Genomic DNA, 22,887 nt, shown 5'->3' on the forward strand with positions numbered 1-22,887 from the left:
TCTTATGGATGGGTTTATTACGGATAACAACCGATCTTAACGGTGGTTTACATAATTTGTCAATGCACTGATATCCTGAATATTCAATTTCTTCATATCTTCTTTTCTCATCATTAATGCATACGTATTATTAAATCCTATCGGTTTGAGCCATTTAATTTTAAATCGGGTACGAAATTCTCCGCTTACATAGTCGTAAACCTGCTGACTGTTGGCAATCAGGCTGTCGACCAGTTGTTTGGGAGGCGTTAACAGCACAAGCAAACCGGTTCCGGTATACTCCGGGTACATATCAAGCTGGTTGTTCACCAGCGCATCAAACACTATTTTGGTGCCGCCTAAGCCGGTTTTGGTGACAACAGACAGATCGGTATTTCCTTCTATCAGCATCTTATAAATATTTGCCAGTATATACCCGTCCCCAAAGATCTTGGAACCTATCCTGATAGTTCCTTTATTGCCGCCCCGTGGCGCTTTCCATAAATTGTTCGCGACCAGGAAATCTTTTGCCACTCGCGCCGGGTCCTGTTTCAGGTAATCAACTCTATAGTTGAGCTCCGTCATCACACTATCATTAATTGTACCAGACAAACTGTTCAGCACTGCCTCTATTTCCGGGTATTGTTCCAATGTGGCCTCTCTTACAATGGGGGCGGCATAATAGGGCGGAAATATATGTTTGTCGTCTTTCAATACCGCCAGATCAAATGCCTTTACCCGCCCATCGGTGCTGCTGCCGCTGATCACATCCAGCTTCTTTTCGTAGATGGCTTTATACATGATCATATCATTGATCACAACGGTGCGGATATTGAGGCCGTACACCGATTTCAGACCCAGGTAGCCATCCTGCCGGCCCATGAACTCGGGTGTAAATCCTGCTTTTACCTTGCTTTCGTATGCTTCCGGAAGCAGGTAGAAGGAAGAAAGCAGAACCAGTATCAGGGGCAGGATATACAGCCGCCTGCGAAGTTTGCTGAAGTTCAGGTGTTGCAGGCGGGACAACAGCCAGTCGAACAGTATGGCCAGCAAAGCCGCAGGTATGGCGCCTGCCAGCATCATGGTAGTGTTGTTCAGCGCAATTCCCCCGAAAATAAATTCTCCCAGTCCCCCCGCAGCGATGTACGCCGCCAGTGTAGCTACGCCTACGTTAATAACAGTGGCAGTTCTGATGCCTGCCAGTATCACCGGCATGGCTAATGGAAGCTGCACTTTGTAAAGCAGTTGCCTGTTGCTCATTCCCATACCTGTGGCAGCTTCTGTAACGGTTGGATCTACGCCGATTATCCCCGTATAGGTGTTCCGGATTATAGGCAGCAAGGCATAAAGAAAAAGCGCCACTATAGCAGGTTTGGCGCCGATGCCCAGCAAAGGGATCATAAATCCCAGCAAGGCAATACTAGGTATGGTTTGCATAACGCCGGCAAATCCCAGCACTATGGAAGAGAGCTTTTTTTTGCGTGTGATCAGGATGCCCAACGGAACGCCGATCGCCACGGCGATAAGCACGGAAATGAATGTCAGGCCGGTATGGGTAATGGTTTGTTCTACCAGTTTGCCGGACTGCTGTTGTATGAAATCCAATAAGGTTTCTTTTTCTTCCATCTGCTATAATGCTTTTTTGTAACGTGCGATCGCTTCCAGTATGGTGTTGCCATTTACCAGCTTCTGTTGGCCGTTGTATTGAACAACCGATTCATTTATGCCCGCCGCCAGCGCTTCCCAGCAACTGTTGCCTGGTTCCAGGGTCAGGTCCGGGCTGCCGTTGGTCGTATCCGGGAGCCAGTTGATAATATCTTCCACCAGTAATGTTTTCAGTTCAAGCTCAAATTGTTTGGGTTGCAGGAATTGTTGCACAAAGGCATTGGCTGGCCTGAACAAAAGGTCTTTGGGCGTGCCCAACTGCTGCATGCTTCCCTGGTTCATCAGTCCTATCCGGGTACCCAGTTCAAATGCTTCTTCTACATCATGCGTAACGAGAATTACGATCTTGTTATGCAGCTCATCCAGTTTCCTGAATTCCTGGCGCACGTTGATACGGGTGAGCGGGTCCAGTGCGCCGAAAGGCTCATCCATCAGCAGGATAGGAGGGTCTGCGGCCAGGGCCCTTGCCAGGCCTACCCGTTGTTGCTGCCCGCCGCTTAACTGGTGGGGGTATACATGCGCATACTCAGCCGGCGAAAGTCTCAGCTTCTCCATGAGAGACCTGGAACGCTTTTCAATGGCGGTTTTTTCCCATTTCAGCAGTTGCGGCACTACGCCGATATTTTCCAGGACGGTATAATGAGGGAACAAGCCTGTGTTCTGCAGCACATAACCAATTTTCCTTCTCAGGTAAGTGGGCTGCAGTTGTCTGATATCCTTACCATCGATGGAAATACTGCCTTCATCAGGTTCTATCAGGCGGTTGATCATCCTCAATGTAGTGGTTTTGCCTCCGCCGCTGGTGCCCAGCAACACCAGCGTTTCTCCTTCTTTCACTTCAAAGGATACATCTTTCACTGCAGTTGCTCCGGAATCAAAAAATTTTGTGACATGCGATACTTGGATCATGACAGATAAAACAGGGATGAGGAAAAATATGCGCATATTGACGCGCTATTGGTCCAGCGACATAAATAAATTATTCAGGGATTCTGCATACAAAGGATGCGCGAATATCATATCTCGTACTTGCGTTGCCGTTATACCTCCGAGCATTGCCATTTGCAGAACAGACACCAGTTCTCCGCCTTCTTTCCCGATAATGGCGGCGCCCAGTATGGTGTTATCGTACTCATGGACCAATGCCTTGATAAATCCTGTTATATGGCCGGTTTCAACAGCCCTCGCTACTTTATTCATCGGCAGTTTGGCGACTTTGAACGGCAATCCTTTTTTCAGGGCGGCCTGTTCAGATAAGCCTATTCTTCCCAGTTGCGGATCGGTGAACATGCAGTAGGGGAGCTGCCTGTCTTTGGTTGAAAGATTGGCGCTCTCGAACAGGTTCTTGTAAACAAGAAGGTGATCGTTATAGGAGATATGTGTGAATGCAGGTCCCCCGTTCACGTCGCCCAGCGCATATATGCCAGGTGCGCTGGTTTCCAGCTTTTCATTCACTTGTATAAAGCCTTTGTCGTTTGTGAGCACATTGGTTTTATGCAGTTCCAGCGCCGCTGTTTGCGGTTTGCGCCCGGTAGCTACCAATAAATGAGTGCCTTGCAGGGTTTGCGGTTTGCCTTCTATGGTGGCCGTTACAGCGATAGAATTATCTGTTTTACTTACCTCGGTTGCACTGGCATTGGTATGGATCTGCATACCTTCCTGTTCCAGCATATTCCGGATAACGACTGAAACATCGGGGTCTTCTTTGGAGAGCAGTTGGGAAGCGGCTTCCAGTATTATCACGCTGCTGCCCAGGCGGAGGTATAATTGTCCTAATTCCAGCGCCACATAGCTGCCCCCGAGAATGATCAGTTCTTTAGGAACCACCACCTGGTCAAGAATTGTAGTAGAGGTAAGATAAGGCACCTTATCGATTCCCTTGATGGGCGGGATATACGGGGTTGTGCCTGTATTGATAAATATATATTCTGCTGCCAGTTTATGTTCTTCTCCCAATTCTTCCCCCATCACCTTTATGCTTTTAGGGCCTGTAAACACCGCCGTACCCATAAAGAGCGTGAGGTTGGGAGTTTCATCCAGCCGGGTATTTATCCCATTCCGGAACTCTTCAACAATGTTGTTTTTTCTTCCGACAACAAACGGCATATCAACATTGAAACCTACGCAGTGAACTCCCCACCTGTTGCTGTGCAGCACTGTATTCGCTACTTCTGCGCATGCGATCATTGCTTTGGTAGGCGTACATCCATCATTGATGCAGGTACCGCCAACATAACGCTGTTCTATTATTGCGGTTTTCCAGCCTTTGGCGGCCAGCTTTCCGGCGAGCGGAGTGCCTCCCTGGCCGGAACCAATGATAATGGCGTCAAATTTTTGCATGGTTACGGGGTTTTGAGTGCCAATGCCAAAGATTATACCAACGGAATGTAACTAAAAATTGTGAATCAGCAGGTTATTTTAATATAAATCCCCGCAGGTTCTGTATCTTTGCGCTTCTTAAAACTGATCGAAATTGGTAAAAATCGATAATATACAACTGCCTGATTTTCCATTGCTGCTTGCGCCAATGGAAGACGTCAGTGATCCTCCTTTCCGCGCCGTCTGCAAGGAAGCGGGAGCAGATCTCATGTATACAGAATTTATCTCAAGTGAAGGGTTGATCAGGGATGCGATCAAATGCAAAAAGAAACTTGACATTTTTGACTATGAGCGCCCGGTAGGCATCCAGATCTTCGGAGGAGACGAGGATAGCCTGGCTATGGCAGCTAAAATAGTGGATGTTACACAACCAGACCTGCTGGATATTAATTTCGGTTGTCCTGTAAAAAAGGTAGCCGGAAGAGGCGCCGGGGCCGGCGTTTTAAAAGACCTGGACCTGATGGTAAGGTTAACCGCTGCCTGTGTGAAGGCTACCAGTTTGCCCGTTACGGTTAAAACCCGCCTGGGATGGGATGAGAATTCGAAGAATATTGAAGAAGTAGCGGAACGCCTGCAGGATGTGGGCATAAAAGCGCTTTCTATCCACGGCCGGACACGCAGCCAGATGTACAAGGGCCAGGCCGACTGGGAGCTGATAGGAAAAGTGAAGAACAACCCCCGTATCAAGATCCCCATTTTCGGAAACGGGGATATCAATAGCCCGCAGAAAGCGGTCGAATACAAGAACAGGTACGGTGTGGATGGTATCATGATAGGACGCGCGGTCATCGGCTATCCATGGCTGTTCCGGGAAATAAAACACTATGTGAAAACAGGCGAGTTAATGGCTGGTCCAACCCTGGAAGAAAGGATCGCTGTCAGCAAACGGCACCTGCGCCTCTCTGTTGAATGGAAAGGGCCCGTGCAGGGGATCAACGAAATGCGCGGCTGTTATGCCAACTACCTGAAAGGATTACCGGATATCAAGCAATTCAGAAGCCGCCTGGTTACCCTGAAAACCGTTCCGGAAGTAGAAGAGGTATTGGACGAGATAGAAGCCCATTATAAGGGAATCCAGATCGAAAATACCTCTATTGAAATCATCGATTATCACCAGAAATGCCCCTTGTAAATAATCAGGAATTTTATGATATAACAAAACTTATTATTCGATCGTTTTGTTATATCATAAAATTCAACTGATGCAGAAATTAGTATTGTTCCTTACCGCTATTGCCCTCTTCTCATGTAATGCTGGCAACCAGCATCCTAAAAATACAGCGGCTCCCGATACCATCTCCTCCGCTTCCGCCTATACGAATTACGTCAGGTTTAAAGACAAGCAGTTAATTGAACACGTGATATACAGCTTTTGCGAGCATTTCGATAACGGGAAGCTCGATAAATGCCTGGAGTTTATGGACGACAGCATCGAAGGAAATATCGATAACATCAGGCTAAAGGGAAAAGAAAACTGGAAAGCCAAGATCAACACCTTATTGGAAAGTACAAAGAACTCGCATTACCAGCCAAGGCATATGCTCACCAACCTGCAGGTTAAGCCGGGCAATAACGATACTATCAACGTAAGCATGTACGGCTCCTGTTTATGGACCGACCTGGAAACCGGGCAGATACAACTCATGTCTGTAGGTTCCTACAAAGGCAGCCTGGTATACAAAGAAGGGCAGTGGCTGATCACCAGGTTGTATACATTGCCTGACAGCAGGCTGGTTAAGTATTTTTATAAAGATGCAGCGATGGACAGCACCATCTCCCTCTAAAAAAATTCTTGGCATCAGTGATCATGGTTACTAGCTTTGTACCGAATATCTGATCTTTTAAAACAAATTTGGAAACCTGTTGTTTCCGGAAAAAAAGAGAGTTATGCAAATAACAGACATTAACGGTACAGTTACCCTCGCTAACGGAGTAAAAATGCCCTACTTCGGATTAGGTGTATTCAAGACAAAAGAAGGCAAGGAAGTGATCGATTCTGTAACCTACGCACTGGATGCAGGATACAGGCATATCGACACAGCGGCCATCTACCAGAATGAAGAGGGGGTTGGATTGGCAATTGAACAGAATAAAACCAACAGGAAAGATATTTTCCTTACCAGCAAAGTATGGAACGCAGATCAGGGGTACGACAGCACATTAAAAGCCTTTGATACTTCCCTGCAGAAGCTGAAAACGACTTACCTGGACCTTTACCTGATCCACTGGCCTGTAAAAGGCAAATACAAAGATACCTGGAAAGCCCTGGAGAAATTATATGCAGACGGACGCGTGAAAGCGATTGGCGTCAGCAATTTCCTGCAACCGCACCTGGAGGACCTGCTGCAATCGGCTGACGTGGTGCCCATGGTTAACCAGCTGGAATTCCATCCTTACCTGGTGCAGCAGCCATTGCTGGATTTCTGCAACCAGCATAAAATCCAGTACGAGGCCTGGAGCCCGCTGATGCAGGGCAAGATATTCGAGATCCCCTTGCTGAAGGAACTGGCGGAAAAATATAAAGTAACCATTCCTCAACTGGTTTTAAGATGGGATCTACAGAAGGGAGTAGTCACCATTCCTAAGAGCATCAGGCAGGACAGGATCATTTCCAATGCCGGGCTTTGGAATTTTGAGATCAGCGAAGAAGATGTAGACAAGATCTCAAGCCTGGACAGGGGCGAGCGCATAGGACCTGATCCTGCTAACTTTAATTTCTAATCAGGATATCATTTAGAAAGGCTGCATTAAAAGTATCTTAACGGCTATACGAAACGCCGCTGAATTGCTTTTAATGCAGCCTCTTTTTATGTTTTTTTACGCGAACCGGTCAACTACCTTCTTTAGGGTGAGCCCCTGTACTATGATGGAGAACAACACAACGAAGTAGCTGGCGGAGAGAATAGTTTCTTTGTAGGGAGAGTCGGGCAGCGACAATGCCAGCGCTACGCTGATACCCCCGCGAAGCCCGGCCCATACCAGGATGGCGATGCTGTTGTAATTCATGTCGAGCGTGCGTTTCAATACCGCTGCCGGCACAGTGATGCTCAGCGCCCTTGCGATCAGTACAAACAAGGTAGCCAGCAGGCCGATGAGCCAATAGTGGCTGAAGTAAGGCATTATCACTATCTGCAACCCTATCATCACGAAAAGTATGGTGTTCAGTAATTCATCTATCAGGCTCCAGACGTTATGGAAATAATGCTGCATTTCTTCCGATTGCCTGGCGCCCAGGGAAGTGTTGCCCAGGATCAGGCCTGCTGAAACCGCCGCCAGGGGGATAGATACATGCAACATGGCTCCCAGTACCGAGATCACCATCACCATAGACAATGACACCATTACAATGATCTGGAAATCATCTACCCGTTTCATCGTCTGGTAGGCGACAATAGCAGAAACAACTCCCAGCAGGATGCCTCCAAATACTTCCTGGGCAAAAACTTCCGCCGTGTGCGCCAGGGTAACATGAGCATGCGACTGTTCCGCCACTTCTTTCAGGATCACGAAAAGGAGAATGCCTGTACCATCGTTCAGCAGCGATTCTCCGCCGATAATGGTTTCCAGGGAGGAAGGAACTTTCGACTTTTTCAGGATCGACAATACCGCTACAGGATCGGTTGGCGAGATCAGTGCGCCGAACAGGAGGCAATAGATCAGCGGCAGATCAATATGCAGCATTTCAGCGGCATAATGCAAAAGAAAACCAAAAACAAAAGTGCTGCCCACTACCCCGATAGTACTCAATACCAAGACGGGATACCGTTGTTCCCTTAGTTTATTTACATCGAAATGCAGGGCGCTGGCAAACAGCAGGAAGCCAAGCATGACATCCAGCAATACTCCTGTAAAATCAATTCCATTTGTCAGGTCTTTGATAAAAGTAAATGCGTCAGGAAATATCTTACCTGTTAGCAGGATCAGTACAGACAACAACAAAGAAACTACGATCACCCCAATGGTTCCGGGTAGTTTGATAAATCGGTTATTGATGTAGGAAATCAATGCGCTAATAGTAACTAAAGCCGTTATTAACGTAAAAGTGTTCATAAGCAATCGAATAATGCCGGTTAAATAATCAGGTTCCTAAAATATAAATGCTACAATACTTGCTGAGACGGTTAAAGATAATAAAAAAATGCCGGAGACCCTCCACAGATCAGCGTTACCCGCGGATCATCGTTAGAAAACCCAGCATTTTCGTTGAATTTTAAGAGCATTTTAATTTGGATGGGACAGGAAGATAACCGGGCGTTGATGTAGTGATGTAGTAGTAAAATGTATTAAAATTCAGCGGTTTAGAACCGCGTGTAGTGGAAATGAAGGGGTAGCAGGGCGCAGGATTTCAGATTTAATTACAGATCTTGTCAGCAAATCAAAAAAGAATATGCTAAGAAAATTCCACGCATTTGTATTGATAGCTGTTTTATTATTTAACGCGGTAAAAGGACAGGGATTCCTGAAAGCAAAAGATAAGATCATAGTAGACGAACAGGGAAAAGAAGTGATACTCCGGGGAATGGGCCTGGGAGGATGGATGCTGCAGGAAGGTTATATGTTCAGGCTGGGAAATATCGGGCAGCAGTACAGGATAAAAGAGAAGATCCGGGAACTGGTAGGACCTGAAAAAACGGAAGAGTTATACAATGACTGGCTGAATAACCATACAACCAGGAGAGATATTGACTCGCTGGCCGCCTGGGGATTTAATTCTGTTCGTTTACCCATGCACTTTAACCTGTACACGCTTCCGGTAGCCGATGAACCAACACCGGGACAAAATACCTGGTTGGAAAAAGGGTTTGCATTAACGGATTCTTTGCTCGGCTGGTGCAAGGCCAACAAGATCTATCTCATTTTAGATCTGCATGCGGCGCCGGGCGGACAAGGAAACGACCTGCCGATCTCCGACCGGCATCCCGACCAGCCCTCGTTGTGGGAAAGTGAGGCCAATAGGAGCAAGACCATCGCATTATGGAGGAAGCTGGCGGAAAGATATGCCAACGAACCCTGGATAGGAGGGTACGATATTATCAATGAACCCAACTGGGGATTTGAAGACAAGGAAGATACAAGAGGAACAAAGGAAACGCAGAATAAGCCGTTGAAGCAGCTGATGCAGGATATCACAGCCGCCATCAGGGAAGTGGACAAGAAGCATATCATTATCATTGAGGGTAATGGGTTCGGGAATAATTACAGGGGAATTATGCCGCCCTGGGATGATAACATGGTGTTGAGTTTTCATAAGTATGGAAATTTTACGACCATCCCTACCATCCGGCAATTCCTGGACCTGAGAGAAACTTACAATGTGCCCATCTGGCTGGGAGAATCAGGAGAGAACTCTAATACCTGGTTCACCAACACCATTAGTATGGCAGAGGAGCAGCATATTGGCTGGGCGTGGTGGCAATTGAAGAAAATGGGGATCAACAACCCGCTTGAAATAAAGAACGCGCCGGGATACCAGGCTATCCTGGATTACTGGAGCGGCAAAGCGCCGGCGCCTTCGGCAGAGGAAGCATACCGGTCGCTGAAAGAGTTTGTGAACAATACCAGGATAGAAAATAATATTTATCACCCTGATGTAACCGATGCCATGTTCAGGCAGGTCAGGTCTGCCGAGGCTATTCCTTTTAAAACGCATTGGATTGAAGACAGATCCCTGATCAAAGCGGTAGATTATGATCTTGGAAGGAATTTATCTGCCTATGCCGACGCCGATACAGCCAGCTATCATTATACCCCTGGCGTTAATACCCAGGGAAACAGGGGATATGCTTACAGGAATGATGGAGTGGATATCAGGAAGGAGGGAGAGGATTATTATGTTTTTCAGGTAGAAGATAATGAATGGCTGCAGTATACCTTAAACGCCGGGAAGGGCGGTACTTTTGATCTGCAATTCACGATGGCGGCGGATGGAGAGAACAGGTCGCCTAAGTTTGATGTACTCGACAATGATAAAGTGATAGCGGCGGGAGTAGCGGTGCCGGGTCAGGGCTGGCAAACCATACCGGTACGTAACCTGAAGTTCACAAAGGGATTGCATCGACTTAAAATTGTTTTTACAAGCGGCGGATGCCGGTTTAAAGATATTTTAGTTTCGAAACCATAATCTTTCAGGCTATATTAGCGCTAAAGTGAGCCTATCTATGTTTCAGATTTTTAAACCCATCCTGGCCGCAGGTTTTACGCTGGCAAGCATTGCCGCAACTGCGCAGGTAAAATTATCAGAATTAGCGCCTTCAGCAACACAGGCGGGAATCAAAGATGTACATTCTGGCCACCAGGTTGCCGAGCCTGTTGGAAAAAGTAAGAATTTGCTCATCCTCATGGTGCCGGGAACGGGAGGTACTGCCATTCATTTCAGATCGCTGGACAGCAGCTATGCCGCTATGGGCTATCATGTGCTGGCGCTTGATTATGTGAACCAGGTGGTTACTACTGTATGTTCTAAGAGTGAAGACAGTACTTGTTTTGATCATTTCAGGGAAGAGATCTTTTACGGACGCCCGGTGAGCGATAAAGTGGAAGTGGATTCAGTAAATAGTTTGCTGAACAGGATCACGGCGGCGCTGAACTACCTGGCGGCGCATGATGCAAAAGGAGGTTGGAAGAATTTTGTGAAGAATGGAAAACCAAGATGGGAACGGATCATCGCTTCCGGCCATTCCCAGGGCGCTGGCCACGCAGGCTTTATAGGGCTGCATTACCCGGTGAAGGGAGTAATGATGTTATCGGGCCCGCAGGATTACCTGCAGAACTTCCAGATGCCCGCGCCATGGCAACGGCAGAAAAGCGTAACACCTGCGGATAAATACTATGCCTTCCTGCATTTGCAGGACTCATATGTTTATGATTACCAGTTAAAGGATGTGCAGGCATTGCGCAAGACCAATATTCCCGATACGCTGATGGTAGAGCCAGGAGTGCCTGTTAAAAGCAACCGGCATGTGATGGTAACAAATATTCCAACCAATAATGCCCATGGATCTACGCTGGGCGAGCAGTTTAATAATGTAAGAGCTTACATACTGGATGCTATCAGCAAAAAGTAAACAGGCGTCTCAAATACTTTTGAGACACCTGTTTCGCCTTTCGTTCTTAAATATTTAATTAACTACCGGGAAATTGCCTCCGTCGATAACCAGGTTTGCGCCGGTGATATAGGAGGCGGCTGGTGTAACCAGGAAGTAGATCAGTTCGGCCGTTTCTTCGGGAACGGCCATTCTTCCCAACGGAACGCCGCCAACTCTCTGGAAAAGTTTTCCGGTCATTTCCTCTACTGTAATGCCTGCCTGTTTTGCGTAATCTTCCAGGAAGGCAGTCATCGCCTCTGTTTTATTTAAACCGGGAGACACGGTGATCACTCTCACACCTTTTCCGGCTACTTCGGTAGCCAATGCTTTGCTATAAGTGTTCAGTGCAGATTTTGCGGCGCTATAGGCCATAGTAGACTCCCATATCGGGAACTGGCTGCTGGTGGACGATACGTGGATGATCACACCGCTTTCCTGCTCGAGCATTTTGGGCAGCAAAGCCCTGTCGAGGCGCACCGAAGAAAGCAGGTTGACCTGCAGGGCCTGAGTCCAGTCTTCGTCGGTCAGCGTGCTGAATCCTCCTCCCGGAAATGTGTTGGCTCCCATATTGTTGATGAGTATATCTATGCGCCCGAATTGCTCATTGATGATATTGGCTACTTTAGTCACCTCTTCAGCCCGTGATAAGTCGGCAGCAATGAAGGTATAAGCAGCATGCTGTTCTGCCGGTTGATTTCGGGCGGTGACAACAACCGTTGCACCTGCGTCTGCCAGCTTACTGACAATCGCTTTGCCGATTCCTTTGGTTCCCCCTGTTACCAGGGCAATTTTACCTGTTAATACCCTATTTGTTGTTGGTTTGTTTTCCATGCCTTATGTTTTTAATTACATGATTTTCGTTAACCGAAAAATTAGATTTACTTTAGTTTCATAAAGTAACTAAAACTGTTGCTTGTGATTATTCTCACAGCCCTAATTGGCGGTAACGTTTATGTAACTAAAAGCCGAAAAGTGGTAACATTCATGTAACTAATGAAGAAATTCGAAACACATACCTCCACCTGCCCTATCGTTCATACGATGAGCTACATCGGCGGGAAGTGGAAGCCCATAATCCTCGGGCGGCTGTTAAACGGAGCGGTTCGGTTTGGAAAGCTGGCAGTGCAGATACCGGATATCTCCCGTAAAATATTAACAGAGCAACTGAAGGAATTAGAGGAAGATGGGTTGATCATCCGGCACAGCTACAGTGAGAAGCCGCCGCGTGTTGAGTACGAACTGAGCGAGATCGGTCAGACAGTTATTCCTGTTTTGATGGCGATGACCGAACTGGGAAGCAAAATGCATGAAGCTATAACCCAACATAAGCGCAGTGCTGCACGGGCTCACCGATAAATATACTTGAAACAACAACGCTCCAGAGAGCACAAAGTAAAAAGGGGCGCCGTTTTGAGGCACCCCTTTTTCTTTTTCTCGTCACCCTACACACTATTTACGATCGGGCACTGTTCTAAGCATGGTTCCGTTGTTTCTTCAGCCTTACATGCCAGCTGGTGTCTTCCTGCATTGCAGGCATTGATCTTAGTACCCGTTCAATTCATCTTGTCAGCTGGAATGTATGACCGCAAAACTAGCACAGATGTAGCTGGCTGAGATGCGGGTTTGGGTCAATTATTTGCTAAAACCGGTCAGGGGAGTTTCACGCAAAGATGCAAAGTAGCAAAGCACGCAAAGAAATTTTTGACAGAAGCGAATTTTAAGAAGCAAAGAGAAGAGTGGGTTTATTAAACAACACAATCACTTATTCTCTTTGCCTTCTTATTTCCTTAAAAAATTTCTTTGCGTGCTTTGCTACTTTGCATCTTTGCGTGAAACTCCCTCCTCATAGCTTTGCGTGAAACAACTAAATCGTATATTCGCGCCCGTTCGATTCGTAATATGCCACAGAGGAAAAAGAAAGGGATACAGAAGGGAAAAGGAAAAGGGAAAGGGAAACAAAATGAGGTTGGTTATAACAGTTTAGCCGTTATCGTTATACTCGCCATTGCCGCTTTTGTAGTAAGCACCTGTAACAGGCAGATCGTTACAGGCAAACGGGAGCCAGGTACTGAGCAACCATCCTCCCCTAAAGGAAAACCCAATAAGAAAACTCACAAGAAGGAAAACAATAATAGAGCTGGTACGCAAACCAGTGCTGTTCCGCTATTGCTGAAAGAAGACTTTGAATGGGGACATAAAACCAATTACAACTCCGAAAATGTTGAGTTGAAAACGGGGCAGTGGTCTTTGAAAAATGCGGTGCTGGGTAATGGAAATGAAGATAAAAAAATAGGCAAACAATCGTTGCGGTTGCGTGATAACGGAACAGCAACCATGAACTTTGATATTAATTATTCAGGCGCTGTTACGGTTACCGTGAAGTATGCCATGTATGGAAGCGATGAAGCAGGAGAGTGGGAGTTGTTATCTTCATCCAACAGGGGGCAGCGGTTCATAAAAGTGGGAGAAACGGTAAAGGTTGAAGCAGGGAGCCTGCGTACCGCTACATTCGTGGTGAATGCGGATGGCAACATCCGTTTCCAGGTCAGGAAAACATCCAGGGAGGGCGGCAGGATCAACCTGGATATGCTCACCGTGGAAGCAGGAGGCAAGGTAGCGGAGCCGAAACCGGGCGATAAGAAGGTAGCGGGAGATGATGATAATTTACTGTTGGGGAATCCCAGCGGGGCAGCCAGCGACCTGGTAATGGCGAATAATTATCTCATGGATAAGGAATACTACCAGTTGTCGTATAACCGGGAGAAAGCCACGCCTAACTGGGTAAGCTGGCATGTCGACAGGCGGGACATCGGGAAAATGGGCAGGGCGAACAATTTCAGGCCGGACTTCGATCTGCCTGCCAATTGGTACCAGGTATCAGAGAACAGCTATAAAGGCAGCGGGTTTGACCGCGGGCATAATTGTCCGTCGGGCGACCGCACATTCAACAGGGCCGGCAACGAGGCCACGTTTTTGATGAGCAACATGATCCCGCAGGCGCCGAATCATAACCAGCATTTATGGAAAAACCTGGAAGAATATACCCGGGAACTTGTAATGAAGGGCAACGAGGTATATATCGTCATGGGCAGCTATGGAAGCGGCGGCACAGGAGCCAATGGCAGCAGCAAAAAGATCGACAGGAACAGGATAAATGTTCCTTCGCATATCTGGAAAGTGATCCTGGTATTGCCGGATGGAGGAAATGACCTGAAAAGGATCAGCAAACATACCCGGATCATTGCGGTGAACACTCCTAACAGGAATGATGTGAATGCCAGGTGGTCTGCCTACCTGACTTCCATCTCCAATATTGAGCAGGCGACGGGCTATAAAATTTTTGACAAAATCCCCGACAGCGTACGCCAGGAGCTCGTTAAGAAGATCGATACAGGAGCAAATTGAGGTAGCGGGGCCGGAAAAGGTCTCCTAAAATTATTATGCAATTATGCTAATAATGTTATAAATTGCATAAATTTGTTATATTTTTATTTAAGTAAATTGACCATAAGATCTGACAAACTAATTCTAACTAGTCCAATTTTGGCACAATTTTATTGAAAGTACCGAAGTGCTTGTAACTTATTTTCATTATTATCCGTTTATCTAGTAAATGAGAGTAATTGCATGCACTTAATAAAGTAAGTATTTAGTAAAGGTAAACCTACAAAACGTTCGTTATTGCATGTGTAGTGCGAAGGAAGGCCGGAAGACTGGAACACGATTAAACTGAAATAATTTACTAACTATGACCGTTATTAAGCCTGCAATATTGATCGTGCAAAGCCTTAAACATTAATTATATATAACTATCTATATGGTTGAAAGAGTGTCGGTAGCTCTGCTTGTTACAACTTATAACTGGCCTGAAGCCCTGAAATTAGTGTTAGACAGTGTATTGGTTCAAACCGTTCTCCCGGACGAGGTGATCATCGCCGACGATGGTTCCGGAGAGGCGACCAGACAGGTGATTGAAGCATTCAGAAGAAAAACCAATATCCCGGTAAAGCACTTCTGGCATCCGGATGAAGGTTTCAGAAAAACGCAGATCATTAACCAGGCCATCACAGGAACAGAATCAGAATATATAATCGAAATAGACGGAGATATTGTGATGCATGAACTTTTTATCAGCGATCATCTGAAGGAAGCGGAAAGAGGGTATTATATCAGGGGAAGCCGGGTTTTGCTGATGGAAGAAATTACAAGGGATTATCTAAAGAACGGTTTCCGCCCGGTATCCAGCTTTAGAAGAGGTATCAGGAATCGTTTTAATTCGTTGCGCCTCCCTTTCTTTGCGCCGCTGGTAATAAGGAGAACCAAACGAAGCAGGAACTGGATCGGCTGCAACTGTGCCTTCTGGAAAGACGACTTCCTGCGCGTAAACGGCTATAACAACGAATTAAGAGGCTGGGGCCATGAAGATATTGAACTGGCAGCCAGGTTTATCAATTCCGGGTTATTGCAGAAAAAGATCAAACTGAAAGCAGTTTGTTATCACCTGCATCACCCGTATAACAGCCGCGCCCAGGAAAACATCAATTACCGTGTGTACCTCGATACCCTGAACCGTAAAATAGCCTACTGCCGTAATGGCTATTATTGCCACGAAGCGGTTTAGTTTCACGCAAAGGGGCTGAAAGCGGAGTTTCACGCAAAGAGGCAAAGACGCAAAGACGCAAAGAATTTATATTAAGAAAAGTAAGGAAGCAAAGAGAGCGAAGATTGTGTTAATCTTCGCTCTCTTTGCTTCCTAAAAAAAATTCTTTGCGTCTTTGCGTCTTTGCCTCTTTGCGTGAAACTCCGCTTTCAGCCCCTCTGCGTGAAATCAACTCGCGAAGGTTTGCATTTCGATCAATCGCTTATAAACGCCGTTGTTGTTCAGCAGTTCCTGGTGGGTGCCCTGTTCGATGATCCTGCCGTTGTCCAGCACTACGATGATATCGGCGTTTTGGATGGTGCTCAGGCGGTGCGCGATAACCAGGGAAGTACGGTTCTTCATCAGGTTGTTCAGGGCTTCCTGTACCATCTTTTCAGACTCTGTGTCCAGAGCGGAGGTAGCTTCATCCAGCAGCATCAGCGGCGGGTTGCTTAATACGGCGCGTGCAATACAGATACGTTGTCTTTGCCCCCCGGATAATTTTGAACCTTTATCGCCAATATTGGTTTCATATCCCTGCTCCGTATTCATAATAAAATCGTGGGCATTTGCGATCCTTGCCGCTGCTTCTACTTCTGCCTGGGTGGCATCCGGTTTGGCGAAAGCTATATTGTTGAATATTGAATCGTTGAAAAGGATGGATTCCTGGTTCACTATTCCCATCATCGAACGGAGCGACTCCATGGTCACATCTTTGATATTATGCCCGTCGAACAGGACAGCGCCTGAGTTGGGGTCCATGAACCGGGGGATGAGGTCCATCAGGGTGGATTTACCGCCGCCGGAAGGGCCTACCAGCGCTACAGAAGCGCCTTTGGGAATAGTCAGGTTAACATCTTTCAGGATAGCTTTTTCCGCGTAAGAGAAGTTGATATTCTCGAAACGGATCGCTTCCTTGAATTCCGTTAATGTTATTGCATTAGGAGCATTCACTACTTTCGATTTCTCATCTATCAGCTGTAAAACCCTTTCACCTGCTGCGATACCGGAGTGGATGTTGGTAAACGCGCCTGAAATAGCTTTTGCAGGGCGCATGATCTGGGAGAAGAGGGCAATGTAAACCACGAACGTGGAACCGCTCATATTCCCTTCATTGTTGATGATCAGGGAACCGCCGTAATAAACGATGCAGGCAACCATTAATACGCCAAGGGTTTCGGAAACCGGCGAGGCCAGTTGCTGGCGTTTAGCCATGGAACGGGTGATCTTGGAATACTTCTGGTTTTGTTTATCGAAACGATCTGTAATGAAGTTGACAGCGTTGAATGCTTTGATGATCCTGATGCCGTTCAGCGCTTCATCCAGGTAGCTGATCATCAGGCCGTAGGTTTCGTGCGAGGCAGTTGCTTCTTCTCTCAATCTTCTAACAATCCTTGAAATAAGCAGGCCGGCTACGGGGATCACCAACATAGCCATCAAAGTAAGTTTATAGGAGATCACGAACAGCATTACCAGGTAAGCCAGGAGGGTAGCAGGTTCTTTGATCAGGACCTGCAGTGTGGCGGTAACGGTATATTGAACGGTTTGTACATCGGAAGCGATCTTCGAAATAATGTCTCCTTTCCTTTCGTTGCTGAAATAACCAAGATGAAGGTTCATTACGTTGTTAAACACAGAACGGCGCAGGTTTAACAAGGTTTGGATACGAAGGCTCTCCATAGTCCGGTCGGCGAAATAACGGAACAGGTTTCCCAATAACACCGAAGTGGCAATACCCATACATACGAACGCAAGACTTTTCATCCTGCCGTATTTCACAGCGATCAGCGTAGAATAGTGTTTAAAAACATCGAAGATGGCGAAATAATTATCGGGCATCGCTGCTACCTTGCCTCCTCCGTTATTGGAAAATAAGGTATCAAGCAATGGGGCAAGTAATGCCAGGTTCAATGTACTGAAAAGAACGGCCAGCAGGGTACAAAAAAGGTATGGTAAGGCAAATTTGTTAATAGGTTTGGCGAAAGATAAAAGTCGGAAGTACGTCTTCATATTTGTTAAATGTCGTGCTATGATCAATCAGGTGTTACGTACATAAAAAAGAACCGCACCGATGCTGATGCGGTTCCTTAAGGCTTTAATTACTTATATTTCAATAACTTAAAAGCAATATTATTCGTCACACCTTCCAGTAGCCATCCAATGGCAATCGGGGGGCAAAAATAGCCACTTTTGCCGGAATTGACAAAAGATTTGCAGTACCAGCGGAACTTTTGACGTATCTGTGTATCTTTTTTCCGCCAGGTAATTGCTTCCCGGTAATTAAACGAATTGGAAAGCCTGGTTGTTACTCTGCTTCCAAAATTTTTAACGCCGCCGTATCCTTGTATTGGATCATCAGTTGTTTTAATTTCTCTTTCAGCGCCGCAGTCGTTTTTTCCATTCCTTTCTGCCCGTAAATATTATTCACCTGGTGCGGATCTTTTTTCAGGTCATACAGTTCCCAGCTTTTGCCGGGGTTGTAAAACCTGACAAGCGTATACCGGGCGGTGCGGATGCCAAAGTGAGGGTAAACATGATGAGGCTGGGGGAACTCATAGTAATGATAATACACTTCTTTCCTCCAGTTCTTCTTGTCGCCGCCCGGTTTTACCAGTGGCAGGAAAGACGTGCCCTGTATATCGGCCGGCGGTTTTACGCCTGCAAGATCGAGGATGGTTGGCGCCCAGTCGATGTTCGCCATTAATTCATTGACCTGCGTTCCTGGTTTGATCACTCCCGGATACCGGATAACGAAAGGCGTTTTCAGCGATTCTTCATATATGAACCTCTTATCGAACCAGCCATGTTCTCCCATATAAAAGCCCTGGTCGGAGGCATAGATCACGACAGTGTTCTCGGCCAGCCCGTTTTTGTCGAGGTAGGCAAGTATTTCGCCTATGTTGCGGTCGAGCGAGCGGGCGGTCGACAGGTAATCGCGGAGGTAGCGCTGGTATTTCCATTCTACCAATGCTTCTCCTGCCAGCTTTTTTTCGTCAAATTCTTTACTTACCTTATTCTCGTAGTAGTTTTCAAACACCCGGCGTTGTTCCGGCGTAAACCTGCCATAGATGCCTTTTTCGTAGTTGGCATGCACTTTCAGGTCTTCTTTCAGGCGCATGGTTTTATCGATGGTCATGTCCTGGTTCTGAGCGGCTTCCCTGTTCCGGTAGTTATCCCGGAACGTTGGAGGCAGTGGGAAGGTGATATGATCATAGGCGCCCAGGTCCTGCAGGTCGGGCAGCCATTCGCGGTGCGTAGCTTTTTCGCCTACTACCAGGAAAAACGGCTTCGAAGTATCGCGGTTTTTCAGCCAGTTCAGCGACATGCCGGTGATCAGGTTGGTAACATAGCCTTCCATTCTCACCGTATCTTTCGGGCCAATGAAATCGGGGTTGTAGTATTGTCCCTGCCCGTTCAGTATCCGCCAGAAATCAAATCCCTTGGGCAGGTTACCCAGGTGCCATTTGCCTATCCAGGCGGTCTGGTAGCCATGCTGCTGTAATAATGCAGGGAAGAGCTGCTGGTTTACATCAAACCGTTGCTCGTTCAGCGGGTAGCCGTTGATATGAGAGTATTTGCCGGTAAGCAATGTGGCGCGGCTGGGGCCACAGATGGAATTTGTTACCAGCGCATTGTTAAACCGGGCGCCCTGCTTCGCTATCCTGTCAATGTTGGGCGTTTGCACCTGTTTATTGCCATAAGCGCTGATGGCCTGGTAGGCATGATCGTCGGAAAAAATAAATATGATATTAGGTCGTTTTGGTTGTTGGGCGTAGCTTCCTGCTGCCAATAGCAACAGCAGTACCCAGGTTTTCTTCAGGCCGCCCGCAGAGATTTTCATGTTCAATGTTTTTAGGCAGAAAAATAATTGTTGATAGCTGATGTTTGTGTCAATGTTCCCGTTGCAGAACCAAGATAGAACATTCCGCTGTTATTTTATTATCTTTTACCGGCTGTTGCCGGCCGTTCGCTGAAACTCAGTATAGGCGTGGCAGTTAGGCAACGGGCTCGTGATACCGGCAAAAGAAATAGGGGGATAATTGTTGAGGAATTAAAAAATAATCTCAGTATCTTAGTAATACCTTGTTTGTTAATATTAGAACCACGTTTTATGAGTACTGGAAACCCGGAGAGTCATCAGAAACTGGCAGCCGTTATCGTGGCGCATCCTGACGATGAAACGTTATGGGCAGGAGGTACAATGCTCTATCACCAGAACTGGAACTGGGTAGTGGTGAGCTTGTGCAGGGCCGGGGATGCGGACAGAGCCCCCAAATTTTTCAAAGTATTAAACGCGTATAAAGCAAAAGGAGTCATAGGAGATATGAACGATGGCCCGGAACAGGCGCCATTGGACCCGGAAGCAGTAGAGCAGCAAATATTGGATCTTTTACCAGCTCAGCATTATGATCTGATCGTTACACATCACCCGCACGGGGAATATACCCGTCATTTACGGCATGAAGAAACCAGCCTGGCAGTTATTAATTTATGGAAGAAAGGAAAGATAGACGCCGATGAACTATGGGTGTTTGCATACGAAGACGGGATGAGGGCTTATTACCCGGAAGCAATACCGGAAGCAACAATTTACCACGTTTTAGATAAGGAGATCTGGCAGCATAAATATGCGTTGATGACCGAAACTTATGGCTTTAAGACGGATAGCTGGGAAGCTGCCACAACGCCAACCGCCGAATCGTTCTGGTGTTTTTCGCACCCCGATGAGGCTATGCAATGGCTTAACAGTTTATCACGAGAACCATGAAAGTATTATTGATGTACGACTATCCTCCGGGACCAGGAGGACTTTCCACGCAAGGCGACCTGTTGTTCCAGGGTCTGAAATCCATAGGGGTTGAAGTGCATGCAGCACACTACGACTCTCCACTTGAAAAGGAATGGTATTACCGGAATTTCCAGCCGGATGTAGCAGTAGGGGTAGGGTATTGGGGCTATACTCCCCAGCTCGTATTGCATCCCCAGAAATTTGGTATACTCCCCGTACCATGGCTGCTAGCAGATGGTTATGTCGCCAATTACCAGGATGTGCTGAATAAACTGCCGCTGATCCTGGTTACCTCGGCATGGGTGAAAGAAATGTACATAAGGGACGGTATCAATGGCGATAACATTGAAATATTACCTATAGGCTGCAACACCTGCAGCTTCGCCCCTGTATCGCGCGATCATCCAAAAGTACAGGAAATAAGGGCCTCCCTGGGTATTGAGCCAGATGAACTGATGCTCCTGACCATTGGAGGCGACGCCTGCTCCAAGGGCGCCAGGGAAGTAATGCAGGCCCTGGCCGAACTGAAAGACAAAGTGCCTAAATACAAATATGTTTGCAAGGTATGGCCGCAGCAACGTACAGCCGTTCAGAATGAGCTGGATAAAGCCCTGGCCGAAGACCTGGGATTGCAGGACAAAGTACGTTATGTTACCAGCGTTATTTCGCGAAGTGAAATGCCTTACCTCATCAATGCCTGTGATATTTATGTAGGCCCATCCCGCCTGGAAGGATTCGGGATGACGCAGGTGGAAGCCAGCGCCTGCGAGAAACCGGTGATAGGAATAAAGGCTATGGGCATGCTGGATACGCTGGTGCATGAAGAAACCGCTTTACTGGCCGATGTAGAAGAACATATCATTGTAAAAGAAGTGACGCTGGGCGCTGAGGCAGGTTATAAAGATGGTCGCAAAATTGTATTCGATACTCCAAGAACGGTCGACTACCGGGCGAAAGTAAGCGATATACAAACGCATTTGTACAAACTGATGAATGATATCGCTTATGCCAATAGGCTGGGAAAAGCCGGCAGGCAAAGGGTTTTGGAGAAGTTTGATTACAGGGAGGTAGCCAGGCAGTTTGTGAAACTGATCAATACGCGGTTAAATATTTACTGAGATGAATGCGGACCAATGGCTCGAAATCACTGCAGCGAGGGATGCTGCCATCCGGGTGTTGTTGCATAATGTGAAAGGACCGGTGGAAGGACTTCCCCGAACCGCAGGTTGGGGATACCCCGAGCCATATACCCGCGATCTTTTGATCTCATTTTTCGGCGTTGCCACATCCGGCAACGAAGTGCTGATGGCCAGCATACGACGGGTGCTGGAAACCCTCGCACAAAATCAAACTCCTCATGGCCACATCGCTTCCCTGGTGCACGATAAAGAAGACCTGGGAGCCAGCGACAGCACCCCGCTTTTTTTGCTGATAACCGGCATGTACCGGAACCTCACAAGCGAAAAGGATTTCCTGAATGAAGCAGTAGAAAGATCCTTACGCTGGATGGAGTACCAGAGCCCGTCTGACAGGGTGCTTGTAGCCCAGCAGCCAACCAGCGACTGGCGCGACGAGCAATGGGTACTAGGTTACGGCCTGTTTGTAAACACATTGGTATACGGTTACCTGAAAGCCCTGGGCAATCACTCCCGGGCCGCGCTGGTGAAAAAGGCCATGTCGCGTTTTACAATTACCGCCGGCGTACAGCACCGGTACGTACATGAAGGCCTGGTGGTAAAGAAAAAACCTTATTACGCTTTATGGTCTTATAAAGTTTTAAGCAGCGAACGTTTCGATCTGCTGGGCAACAGCCTGGCCATCCTTACGGGGCTGGCTTCGCCTTCCCGGGCAGAAGAGATGATCAACTGGATAGAGGAAGAATGCAAGGCCTTGAAAGAAAACGATCTGCTTGCGGTAAACCTGCCTCCTAACTTTTTCCCATATACGAAGCCGGGCGATTTCGACTGGCACGAACGGTATAAATCGTTCAACCTGCCGGGCGACTACCATAACGGGGGGATCTGGCCCTTTATCTGCGGTTTTTATGTAGCGGCCCTGGTAGCTGCCAGGAAATATAAACTGGCGGAAGAAAAGTTAAGAGAGTTGACGGCTCTAAATAAACTGGTTAACTGCCGGGAGGTAGACTACGGGTTTAACGAGTGGATCAAAGCGCAGGATGGCAAAGCAAAAGGCCAGGATTGGCAGACCTGGAGCGCGGCGATGTATATCTATGCGGTGAAATGCGTAGAAGAGAGAAGAACCCCGTTCTTTGAAGAATTGAGGGTGAGCGTTTGATCTTTATTTCTGCCTATCTTTATAGCTAAATAGAGATTTCCTGCAAAGGTGCATAA

The 22,887-nt window shown here is 47.1% G+C and carries 18 protein-coding genes; 11 read left to right on the forward strand and 7 right to left on the reverse strand.

Annotated elements, in window-relative coordinates; genetic code table 11:
* Positions 1-36 precede the first annotated feature (36 nt).
* Genes BLV62_RS05570 through BLV62_RS05580 form a run of 3 tightly spaced genes read right to left on the reverse strand, consistent with a single transcriptional unit; the run spans position 37 to position 3,984 of the window.
* On the reverse strand, positions 37-1,605 hold the full coding sequence (locus BLV62_RS05570; RefSeq protein WP_089759546.1) for an ABC transporter permease/substrate-binding protein: 1,569 nt from the start codon (positions 1,603-1,605) through the stop codon (positions 37-39).
* A gap of 3 nt (positions 1,606-1,608) precedes the next feature.
* On the reverse strand, positions 1,609-2,553 hold the full coding sequence (locus BLV62_RS05575; RefSeq protein ID WP_089759547.1) for an ATP-binding cassette domain-containing protein: 945 nt from the start codon (positions 2,551-2,553) through the stop codon (positions 1,609-1,611).
* 45 nt (positions 2,554-2,598) lie between these two features.
* A complete protein-coding gene (locus BLV62_RS05580; protein ID WP_089759549.1) occupies positions 2,599-3,984 on the reverse strand; it encodes a mercuric reductase in 1,386 nt (461 codons plus the stop codon).
* Positions 3,985-4,117: 133 nt separating this feature from the next.
* Here BLV62_RS05580 and dusB point away from each other — a divergent pair, with 133 nt between their 5' ends.
* The 3 genes from dusB to BLV62_RS05595 all read left to right on the forward strand — a co-directional run bounded on the left by dusB (position 4,118) and on the right by BLV62_RS05595 (position 6,744).
* Entirely contained in the window at positions 4,118-5,155 is a 1,038-nt protein-coding gene (gene dusB / locus BLV62_RS05585) for a tRNA dihydrouridine synthase DusB (RefSeq protein ID WP_089759550.1), read from the forward strand.
* A 70-nt stretch (positions 5,156-5,225) separates the two neighbouring features.
* On the forward strand, positions 5,226-5,807 hold the full coding sequence (locus BLV62_RS05590; protein WP_089759552.1) for a nuclear transport factor 2 family protein: 582 nt from the start codon (positions 5,226-5,228) through the stop codon (positions 5,805-5,807).
* A 103-nt stretch (positions 5,808-5,910) separates the two neighbouring features.
* Complete coding sequence (locus BLV62_RS05595; protein ID WP_089759554.1) at positions 5,911-6,744, forward strand: aldo/keto reductase; 834 nt, start codon at positions 5,911-5,913, stop codon at positions 6,742-6,744.
* 96 nt (positions 6,745-6,840) lie between these two features.
* Here the strand turns inward: BLV62_RS05595 and BLV62_RS05600 are convergent, their stop codons facing one another.
* Positions 6,841-8,073: a cation:proton antiporter gene (locus tag BLV62_RS05600; protein ID WP_089759556.1), complete on the reverse strand. Its 1,233-nt coding sequence runs from the start codon at positions 8,071-8,073 to the stop codon at positions 6,841-6,843.
* 337 nt (positions 8,074-8,410) lie between these two features.
* Here BLV62_RS05600 and BLV62_RS05605 point away from each other — a divergent pair, with 337 nt between their 5' ends.
* The gene (locus BLV62_RS05605; protein WP_089759558.1) at positions 8,411-10,144 is read left to right on the forward strand and encodes a cellulase family glycosylhydrolase; all 1,734 of its coding nucleotides are present in this window, start codon (positions 8,411-8,413) and stop codon (positions 10,142-10,144) included.
* A gap of 37 nt (positions 10,145-10,181) precedes the next feature.
* On the forward strand, positions 10,182-11,087 hold the full coding sequence (locus BLV62_RS05610) for an alpha/beta hydrolase family protein (protein WP_089759560.1): 906 nt from the start codon (positions 10,182-10,184) through the stop codon (positions 11,085-11,087).
* Between the two features lie 54 nt (positions 11,088-11,141).
* Here the strand turns inward: BLV62_RS05610 and BLV62_RS05615 are convergent, their stop codons facing one another.
* Positions 11,142-11,939, reverse strand: coding sequence for an SDR family oxidoreductase (locus BLV62_RS05615; RefSeq protein WP_089759562.1), 798 nt, complete (start codon positions 11,937-11,939; stop codon positions 11,142-11,144).
* 210 nt (positions 11,940-12,149) lie between these two features.
* Here BLV62_RS05615 and BLV62_RS05620 point away from each other — a divergent pair, with 210 nt between their 5' ends.
* The 3 genes from BLV62_RS05620 (at position 12,150) to BLV62_RS05630 (ending at position 15,729) form a co-directional block, all read left to right on the forward strand.
* The gene (locus tag BLV62_RS05620) at positions 12,150-12,464 is read left to right on the forward strand and encodes a winged helix-turn-helix transcriptional regulator (RefSeq protein ID WP_225889517.1); all 315 of its coding nucleotides are present in this window, start codon (positions 12,150-12,152) and stop codon (positions 12,462-12,464) included.
* Between the two features lie 543 nt (positions 12,465-13,007).
* Complete coding sequence (locus tag BLV62_RS05625; protein ID WP_089759566.1) at positions 13,008-14,513, forward strand: DNA/RNA non-specific endonuclease; 1,506 nt, start codon at positions 13,008-13,010, stop codon at positions 14,511-14,513.
* A 412-nt stretch (positions 14,514-14,925) separates the two neighbouring features.
* Positions 14,926-15,729 (forward strand): glycosyltransferase family 2 protein, encoded by an 804-nt coding sequence (locus tag BLV62_RS05630; RefSeq protein ID WP_089759568.1) that lies wholly within the window; start codon positions 14,926-14,928, stop codon positions 15,727-15,729.
* A gap of 207 nt (positions 15,730-15,936) precedes the next feature.
* Here BLV62_RS05630 and BLV62_RS05635 read toward each other — a convergent pair whose 3' ends face one another.
* On the reverse strand, positions 15,937-17,757 hold the full coding sequence (locus BLV62_RS05635; protein ID WP_089759570.1) for an ABC transporter ATP-binding protein: 1,821 nt from the start codon (positions 17,755-17,757) through the stop codon (positions 15,937-15,939).
* Positions 17,758-18,052: 295 nt separating this feature from the next.
* Positions 18,053-19,588 (reverse strand): sulfatase family protein, encoded by a 1,536-nt coding sequence (locus BLV62_RS05640; RefSeq protein ID WP_089759572.1) that lies wholly within the window; start codon positions 19,586-19,588, stop codon positions 18,053-18,055.
* A gap of 270 nt (positions 19,589-19,858) precedes the next feature.
* Between BLV62_RS05640 and BLV62_RS05645 the strand changes: the two genes are divergently transcribed.
* The 3 genes from BLV62_RS05645 to BLV62_RS05655 are packed head-to-tail and all read left to right on the forward strand — an operon-like array spanning position 19,859 to position 22,831.
* On the forward strand, positions 19,859-20,515 hold the full coding sequence (locus BLV62_RS05645) for a PIG-L family deacetylase (RefSeq protein ID WP_089759575.1): 657 nt from the start codon (positions 19,859-19,861) through the stop codon (positions 20,513-20,515).
* A complete protein-coding gene (locus BLV62_RS05650) occupies positions 20,512-21,654 on the forward strand; it encodes a glycosyltransferase family 4 protein (protein WP_089759577.1) in 1,143 nt (380 codons plus the stop codon). Before BLV62_RS05645 ends, BLV62_RS05650 begins: the two co-directional genes overlap by 4 nt.
* 1 nt (position 21,655) lies before the next feature.
* Positions 21,656-22,831 (forward strand): glycoside hydrolase 100 family protein, encoded by a 1,176-nt coding sequence (locus BLV62_RS05655; RefSeq protein ID WP_089759579.1) that lies wholly within the window; start codon positions 21,656-21,658, stop codon positions 22,829-22,831.
* Positions 22,832-22,887 lie beyond the last annotated feature (56 nt).

Source organism: Chitinophaga terrae (ex Kim and Jung 2007) (assembly GCF_900107795.1).
Lineage (GTDB): Bacteria > Bacteroidota > Bacteroidia > Chitinophagales > Chitinophagaceae > Chitinophaga > Chitinophaga terrae.